Source organism: Hymenobacter agri, from assembly GCF_054778495.1.
The window spans coordinates 1-7,107 of sequence record NZ_BAAGZM010000183.1; the positions used below are offsets into that span (position 1 = coordinate 1).

6 protein-coding genes are annotated in these 7,107 nt (G+C 62.0%); 3 read left to right on the forward strand and 3 right to left on the reverse strand.

Translation table 11 applies throughout. From position 1 onward, the window contains the following. The 3 genes from ACYVDE_RS10880 to ACYVDE_RS10890 all read left to right on the forward strand — a co-directional run. On the forward strand, positions 1-232 hold a 232-nt coding region (locus ACYVDE_RS10880), incomplete at its 5' end, for a hypothetical protein (protein WP_460501540.1). Between the two features lie 166 nt (positions 233-398). After that, positions 399-2,135 (forward strand): phospho-sugar mutase, encoded by a 1,737-nt coding sequence (locus ACYVDE_RS10885; RefSeq protein WP_460501542.1) that lies wholly within the window; start codon positions 399-401, stop codon positions 2,133-2,135. A 143-nt stretch (positions 2,136-2,278) separates the two neighbouring features. Further along, a complete protein-coding gene (locus tag ACYVDE_RS10890) occupies positions 2,279-2,656 on the forward strand; it encodes a GxxExxY protein (RefSeq protein ID WP_460501543.1) in 378 nt (125 codons plus the stop codon). Between the two features lie 46 nt (positions 2,657-2,702). On the opposite strand, the gene ACYVDE_RS10895 is transcribed toward ACYVDE_RS10890, so the two are convergent. The 3 genes from ACYVDE_RS10895 to ACYVDE_RS10905 form a co-directional block, all read right to left on the reverse strand. Further along, positions 2,703-4,817 carry a hypothetical protein gene (locus ACYVDE_RS10895; RefSeq protein WP_460501544.1) on the reverse strand — a complete coding sequence of 705 codons (2,115 nt, stop codon included), beginning with the start codon at positions 4,815-4,817 and terminating at the stop codon, positions 2,703-2,705. A gap of 182 nt (positions 4,818-4,999) precedes the next feature. Continuing rightward, positions 5,000-6,685 carry an ABC1 kinase family protein gene (locus ACYVDE_RS10900; protein ID WP_460501545.1) on the reverse strand — a complete coding sequence of 562 codons (1,686 nt, stop codon included), beginning with the start codon at positions 6,683-6,685 and terminating at the stop codon, positions 5,000-5,002. Positions 6,686-6,846: 161 nt separating this feature from the next. Further along, positions 6,847-7,107: hypothetical protein (locus tag ACYVDE_RS10905; RefSeq protein WP_460501546.1), on the reverse strand; the 261-nt coding region annotated here is incomplete at its 5' end.

Here is a 7,107-nt window from a genome sequence, read left to right on the forward strand (position 1 = left end):
CACCGGCCGCGTGTTTCTGTGGCTGCTTACCGATTTTGACGGCACAAATTATCTGGCGGGCCGGGCGCGTCGGCTGCGGCTGCCGGGCGCGCTGCGCATCGGGCAGGTGGAGGGGCTGGGCTTTGTGGGGCCGGCGCGGGTATTTATTTCCAATGAGCGGCTGGTGCGGCACATCGCGCTGGTGAAGCAGCGGCTGTACCGGCTGGATTTGCGCCGCTGGCTGGGGCGGTGAGGCGGAGTACCTCGAATTTTTAATTCGCCCCGGGCGCGCAACATCGCCCCTGTGAACCGAATTAAAAATTCGGGGTACTCCGCCTCTCTTCCCAAACATTCCGCTCAACCCCTTTCCTTTGCGGCCGTTTCGCATCTGACTTTGCTCCTTCATTACGCTTTCGCTCATGGCCCTCACCCCCGAAATTCAGCAAAATATCAACAACTGGCTCACGCCGGCTTACGACGCCCAGACCCAGCAGGCCATCCGCGACATGCAGGCCGGCGGGCAGGAAGACCAGCTCACCGATGCCTTCTACCGCACGCTGGAATTTGGCACCGGCGGCCTGCGCGGCATCATGGGGCCGGGCTCGAACCGCATGAACCGCTACACGCTGGGCATGGCCACGCAGGGCTTGTGCAACTACTTGCTGCAAAGCTTCCCCGGCCAGGAAATTAAGGTGGCCATCGCCCACGACTCGCGCAATAACAGCCCCGAGTTTGCCCAGATTGCGGCCGGCATTTTCTCGGCCAACGGCATCACGGTGTACCTGTTCGACGGCCTGCGCCCCACGCCGGAGCTGTCGTTTGCCATTCGGGAGCTGGGCTGCCAGAGCGGCTGCGTGATTACCGCCTCGCACAACCCCAAGGAGTACAACGGCTACAAGGTGTACTGGAACGACGGCTCGCAGGTGGTGGCCCCGCACGACAAGAACATCATCATCGAGGTCAATAAAATCACCAGCCCCACGGAGGTGAAATTTGAGGCCGACCCGTCGAAAATCATTAAAATCGGGGCCGATATTGATGCGAAGTATTTCGCGGCCGCCAAGAAGCTCAGCATCGACCCGGCCGCCATTCAGCGCCAGCACGATTTGAACATTGTGTACACGCCCATCCACGGCTCGGGCATTACGCTGGTGCCAGGGTTGCTGCGCGAGTTTGGCTTTACCAACGTGAACGTGGTGCAGGCCCAGGCCACGCCCGACGGCAACTTCCCCACCGTGCAGTCGCCCAACCCCGAGGAGAAAAGCGCCATGCAGCTGGCCCTCGACCAAGCCAAAGCCACCAACGCCGACATCGTGCTCGCCACCGACCCCGACGCCGACCGCGTGGGCGTGGGCGTGAAAAACAACGAGGGCGAGTGGGTGCTGCTCAACGGTAACCAGACGGCCGCCGTGCTCACCAACTACCTGCTCTCGGCCCGCCACCGCGCCGGCCAGAGCACCCCGCAGGATTTCATCGTGTACACCATCGTGACCAGCGAAATCCTCGGCGATATTGCCCGCCACTACCAAGTGAAGAGCTACCGCACGCTCACCGGCTTCAAGTACATCGCCGGCCTCATCCGCGACCTGGAGGGGCAGGAGAACTACATCGGCGGCGGCGAGGAAAGCTACGGCTTCCTCATCGGCGATTTCGTGCGCGACAAGGACGCCATTTCGGCCTGCGCGCTGGTGGCCGAAATGGCCGCCGTGGCCAAAGACCGGGGCCGCACGCTCTACCAGGAAATGGTGGAGATGTACGCCCAATACGGCCTCTACGTGGAGGATTTGATTTCCCTCACCAAGAAAGGCCAGCGCGGCGCCGAAGAAATTCAGGAGATGATGGCCGCCCTGCGCGCCAACCCGCCCCAGCAGATTGCGGGCCTAAAAGTGGTGGAAATCCGCGACTACAAGACCGGCAAAATCCACGACCTGCGCACCGGCCTCAGCACCGACACCGGCGTGGAAAGCTCCAACGTGCTCCAGTTCCTCACCGAAGACGGCAGCAAAATTTCGGCCCGCCCCAGCGGCACCGAGCCCAAAATCAAGTTCTACTTCAGCGTGAAGCAGCCGCTAAAATCGGCGGTGGATTTTGACCTGGCGCAGCGCCTGGGGCATGAGAAAATTCAGGCGATAATTGCGGATATGCAATTGAAATAGCGCGCAAGGTTTCGCGAGGTTAAAAGAGGTTTCGCAAGGTTTCATGCTTGCGAAACCTCTTTTCTTTTAGTGGGTACTTGTTCGGGTTGATAATTCGCTTTTCATTGCCGCTACCTATTCACATCACACAATCTGCCTGTTGTATGCACGAGAACGAGATTGCCGGACATATTATGCGTTCTGCATTCAAGGTGCATACGGCGCTGGGGCCGGGGCTTTATGAATCGGTGTATGAGGCGGCTCTTGCGCATGAGCTGCGGAAGCTAGGGCTGCTGGTCGAAACGCAGGTTGCACTCCCCGTCGTTTATGATGGCATTCGACTGGAGGTGGGGTTCCGACTTGATATGCTGGTTGAGCAAAAGGTCGTAGTTGAGTTGAAATCGGTGATAGAGTTGGCTCCGATGCACAGCAAGCAGCTCCTAAATTACCTGCACCTGTCGCACCTGAAATTAGGTCTGCTCATCAATTTCAATGTAACGTCGTTGCGTGACCACATTATTCGCCTCGTCAACGGCCTCTGAAACGTCAAACCTTGCGAAACCTCTTTTAACCTCGCGAAACCTTGCGCTACAGCCGCACTCCAATCCCCGGCCCCACCATGTAGAACCACCGCTGCGTGCCCAGCAGGAACCCGCCGCCCAGGTACAGCGGGAACGTGAACTTGGCCTCGCGCCGCGTGGGGTACACCGAGCCCAGTATCACCACGCCCAGGTCGCGGCCGGTGCTGCTGCTGCCGAGGTTGAAGGCGTTGAGGGCCACGAAGCCCGCGCCGATTTTGTAGGGGCGCAGGCGGTTGATTTTGTTGGGGCTGTAGAAGCTGAACTGCGCCAGCGTGGCCAGCGAAATGCCGCCGAGGTCGCCGTAGCCCGAGTCGCCCTGCTTGCGGGTAAGCAGACCGGCCGGGAAGCTTACATCTATATCGAACTTGTAGCGGCGCTTGAGCACCAGCTCCACGGTTTGGGTGTAGCCGGGGTCGCCGTACTGACTGGCCTGGTGCTTCACCGTCACGATGATGCGACTCCATTCGTCGAGGTCGTAGGTTTTGCGGCCGAGCACCGAGTTCAGGCTGAGCGGGTCGGTACGGCACTGCTTGTCCTGGTAGAAGGCGGCGCGGGCCGACTGGTCGCCGGGGCAAATCACAATGTTGTCGACGGTGCGCTGCTCCACGAGGTCGCCCTTGCTGTTGAGGGTGCGGATTTCAAAGCTCAGGTACTGCTTGCCGTAGAGCTGCTCGTTGCCGTCGATGGCGTTGGGGTTGAATTGAAACACCACGTCGCGGATGGTGCCATCGTAGAGGATAGGGCCGTTGAGGCGGGTGATGGGCCGGGCCCCGTCGCCATACACCACCGATATAAAGTCGAGCGAGTGCGGCCGCTGAAACTCCTTCACGCTGAGCGCATAGCCGGTGGGCTGGCCGGCGTTGAAGATGGTGCTTTTACGCTTATCGAAGCTCACCGGCACGCGCACGCGGAATACCAGCCGCGTGTCGGTCCGCACCGACGAATCGGACGGAATCACGGGCAGGTCCTCGAACGAGATGCGGGCTTTTTGCAGGCCCTCGCCTTCGAGGCGCACGTCCACGGTTTCGCCGGGGCTCACGCTTAGGCCGGGCGTCCAGTCGCCGCCGCGGTGCAGCACCTGCACGTTGCGGATGGTGGCCTGGGGGGTAATGTCAAGGTTGGTGAGGTAACGGGCCACGTCGGCCTCTTTGATGTAGAGGTAGCCCTCGGTCTGGCGGTGGGTGTTATAAGGGCGCAGGTAGCACAGCACCCGGTCGTTGCTCAGAAACTGCCGAATGAATAGGTCGGCAATAAGCTCGCCGCCGGGCTCCTCCTGGTCTTCGATGCGGTAGGTGCGGCGCAGTTCGAAGCTGCGGCCGTTGTCGAGAATCAGTTCCACGCCCTTGCGGCGGCTGGCTTCGTCCATCGTCACGCTGCGCTTGTCAGGCGAGAGGAAGCGCAGCCGGCTGGCCTTCACGTTGAAATCCTGCTTCAGCACCGGCAGCTGGTAGCTGAGGCGGCCGCCGGGGCCCAGCGTGGGCCGCTCGGTTTGCAGCTTCAGGGCCAGTGTGCGCGTGCCCAGTTGGTTGGGCAGCACGTGCAGGCGCAGCACGCCGTTGGCATCGGCCACGAGGCGGTAGTCAAAATCGGCGCCGCGCACCCACTCGCCGGTGGCGTGCACGTTGCGGGCGTTCGAGCTGGTGAGCTCCAGCACCTTTTCCTCCCCCACAAACAGCTCGTTGTCGGCCACGCGCAGGTCGACAGTGGTGCGGGCCAGCGGCAGCAGCGGTACCACCTGCCGCAGCGGGGCCAGCCCGGCCGAGTCGGCGGCCTGCTCCACCACCAGGCGCAGGAAGCGACTGCTGGTCAGGTTTTGAAACTTGAGGCGGGTGCGGAAGCTGCCGTCGGCCTCCTTGCTGAGCGAGTCGAGCAGCTGGTAATCGGGGCTGCGGCGCAGGCGGAGCGGGCGGTTGGCTGCCACGGCTGCCGGGTACAGGCGCAGCTCGGCGGTTTCATCGTCGCGCCGGTACCAGAAGTACAGTGCCGGCCCGCCGGGCTGGACTACGGTGTTGCGGCTGAGCAGGTAGGTGGCAGTATCAGTGCGCAGGCTGGCCTCGCGCAGCACCGGCGGGCCAGATGGGGCGGTCTGGGCTGTCGCCGTCAGCGGCCGCGCTCCCAGCATAATCCAAAAAAAGACAAAAACCAGGCAACCGAGCAGCGAGCGAGACATCCCAACAAGCGGGCAGGAATACGGCCCACGCCGGCAAAGGTCGGACGCAGACGGGGCGGTTGCCAAGCCTTTTATCCAAATTCGCAGCAAGGATTTACCAAGTGAAAAGCTCGTGAATATTGTCAGACCTCGCGCTACGACTTCTCCCGACGCCTCGTGCCCAGCAGCAGCAGCACGAGCAACAGGAAGCCCGTCGCGCCCAGGCTCCACCAGGTTATTTCGGGCACGCCGCGGTAGTAATGCATCTCGGGCGAGTAGCGGCCCAGCAGCGTGAGGCCCGAAAACAGCAGCCCGCCCACGCTCAGCAGCGCCAGAATGGTGCGGCTCACGAGCTGGTCGGCCTTGCGCAACAGTGTGGTGTAGCCCACCAGGTCGAACTTCAGCCGCAGCTCGCCCTTGCTGATTTTGCGCACAATCTGGCGTACATCGGCGGGCAGGGTTTGCAGCAGGGCCAGCAGCTGCGTGCCGGTGTATTCGGCCTCGGTCAGCAGGTTTTCGCGCGAGTACTGCTCCCGAATAATCTTCGCGCCGTAGGGCCGTACGAACTCAAACGTGTTGAAATTGGGGTGCAGCACCTTGCCGATGCCTTCCAATATCACCAGCGCCCGCAGGATGAGGAACACCGCGCCCGGCACCTGCAATTTGTAGGTGTAGATGATGCCCTGCAGCGCGTCGGCCAGGTCGCTCATGCTCATCTCCTTCACGTCGAGCATGGCGAAATCCTCAATCAGCTGGCTGAGGTCCGACTCAAAAGCCCGCATATCAGGAATCTCCGCCGTGAGGGCCAACCGCCGGAAGTTAAGCGCCATGCTGCGCGCATCCTGCCGCGCCATGCCAATGAACACGCCCGCAAACGCATACTTCTGCTGCTTGGTGAGGCGGCCCACCATGCCGAAGTCGATGAGCACGATGGTGCCATCGGGGCGCACCAGCACGTTGCCGGGGTGCGGGTCGGCGTGGAACACTCCGAACTCAAAAATCTGCGTCAGGTAAATGTCCATGCCGTTTTCGGCCACCGTGGCGGGGCTCAGGCCCCACTCCAGCAGCTGCGGCTTATCGGTAATCTTGCAGCCGCTCACGAACTCAATCACCAGCACCCGCGCCGTGCTCAGCTCGCGGTAAGGCTTGGGCACGTAAAACGTGGTGTAATCCTCGTAGAGCTTACGGAACTGCTCCATCGAGCGCGCTTCGGCCGTATAGTCGAGCTCCTTGCTCATGCTACGTTCGAAGGCGTCCACAATGTCCTGCGGGTTGGCCAGGCCCTGCTTTTGCAGGAAGCCGGCCGTGAGGCGCACCAGCTCGTGCAGCAGCGCCAGGTCCGATTTCACCTTTTGCTGCACACCGGGGCGCTGCACCTTCACCACCACTTCCTCGCCGGTGAGCAGCCGCGCCCGGTGCACCTGCCCAATGCTGGCCGAGCCCAGCGGCACATCATCAAACTCGCTGAACACCTCCGTAATCGGTCGGCCCAACTCCTCCTCAATAATCTGGCGGGCCACCGCCACCTCGAAGGGCGGCACGTTGCTTTGCAGCTTCTCAAATTCGTCAATCAGGGCCTCGGGCAGCAGGTCGGCCCGGTTGCTCATGGCCTGCGCCAGCTTGATGAACGTGGGGCCCAACTCCTCAATAATTAGGCGTACCCGCTCCCAGCGCGTGGTTTCGAACACCTGCCGGTCGGCGCGCTGCCAGCTCAGGCGGCGCGCCTGGCTCACGAGGCGGCGCAGCGGCGTGGTCGTCACCACATCCTCGAAGCCGTAGCGCAGCAGCACTTCGGCCACCTGCCGGATGCGCGAGAGGTTGGAAATCGTATTTTTAAACATGGACCGCAGAATGGAACCGCAGATTTACGCAGATTAAACTGATTTCGCAGATTTGGCGGGGCTTATTGGCCTTTTTTTGCATCGTGCCCACTGCGCATATAATACCGAAAAACCCCGCTTGCACCGGGCAAACGGGGTTTTAACGCTGGGGCCGATTAGGTCTACGAGTTGCTATCGCCGCTGCCCGACGCAGGAGCAGATGCCGAAGCGGCGGGTTTTGCAGCGGGTTTGCTGGCGGCTTTAGCGGCAGGCTTGGCAGCCGGTTTTGCAGCGGGCTTCGCGGCCGCTTTGGCCGGAGCTTTAGCAGCCGGAGCAGCCGGCTTGGCAGCAGTTTTGGCCGCAGGCTTGGTGGCGGTTTTGGCGGTCGAGTTGGCAGCGCCGGCCATGGCGGCAGTCGAGCGCTGGGCGGTTTCAGCGGCGGC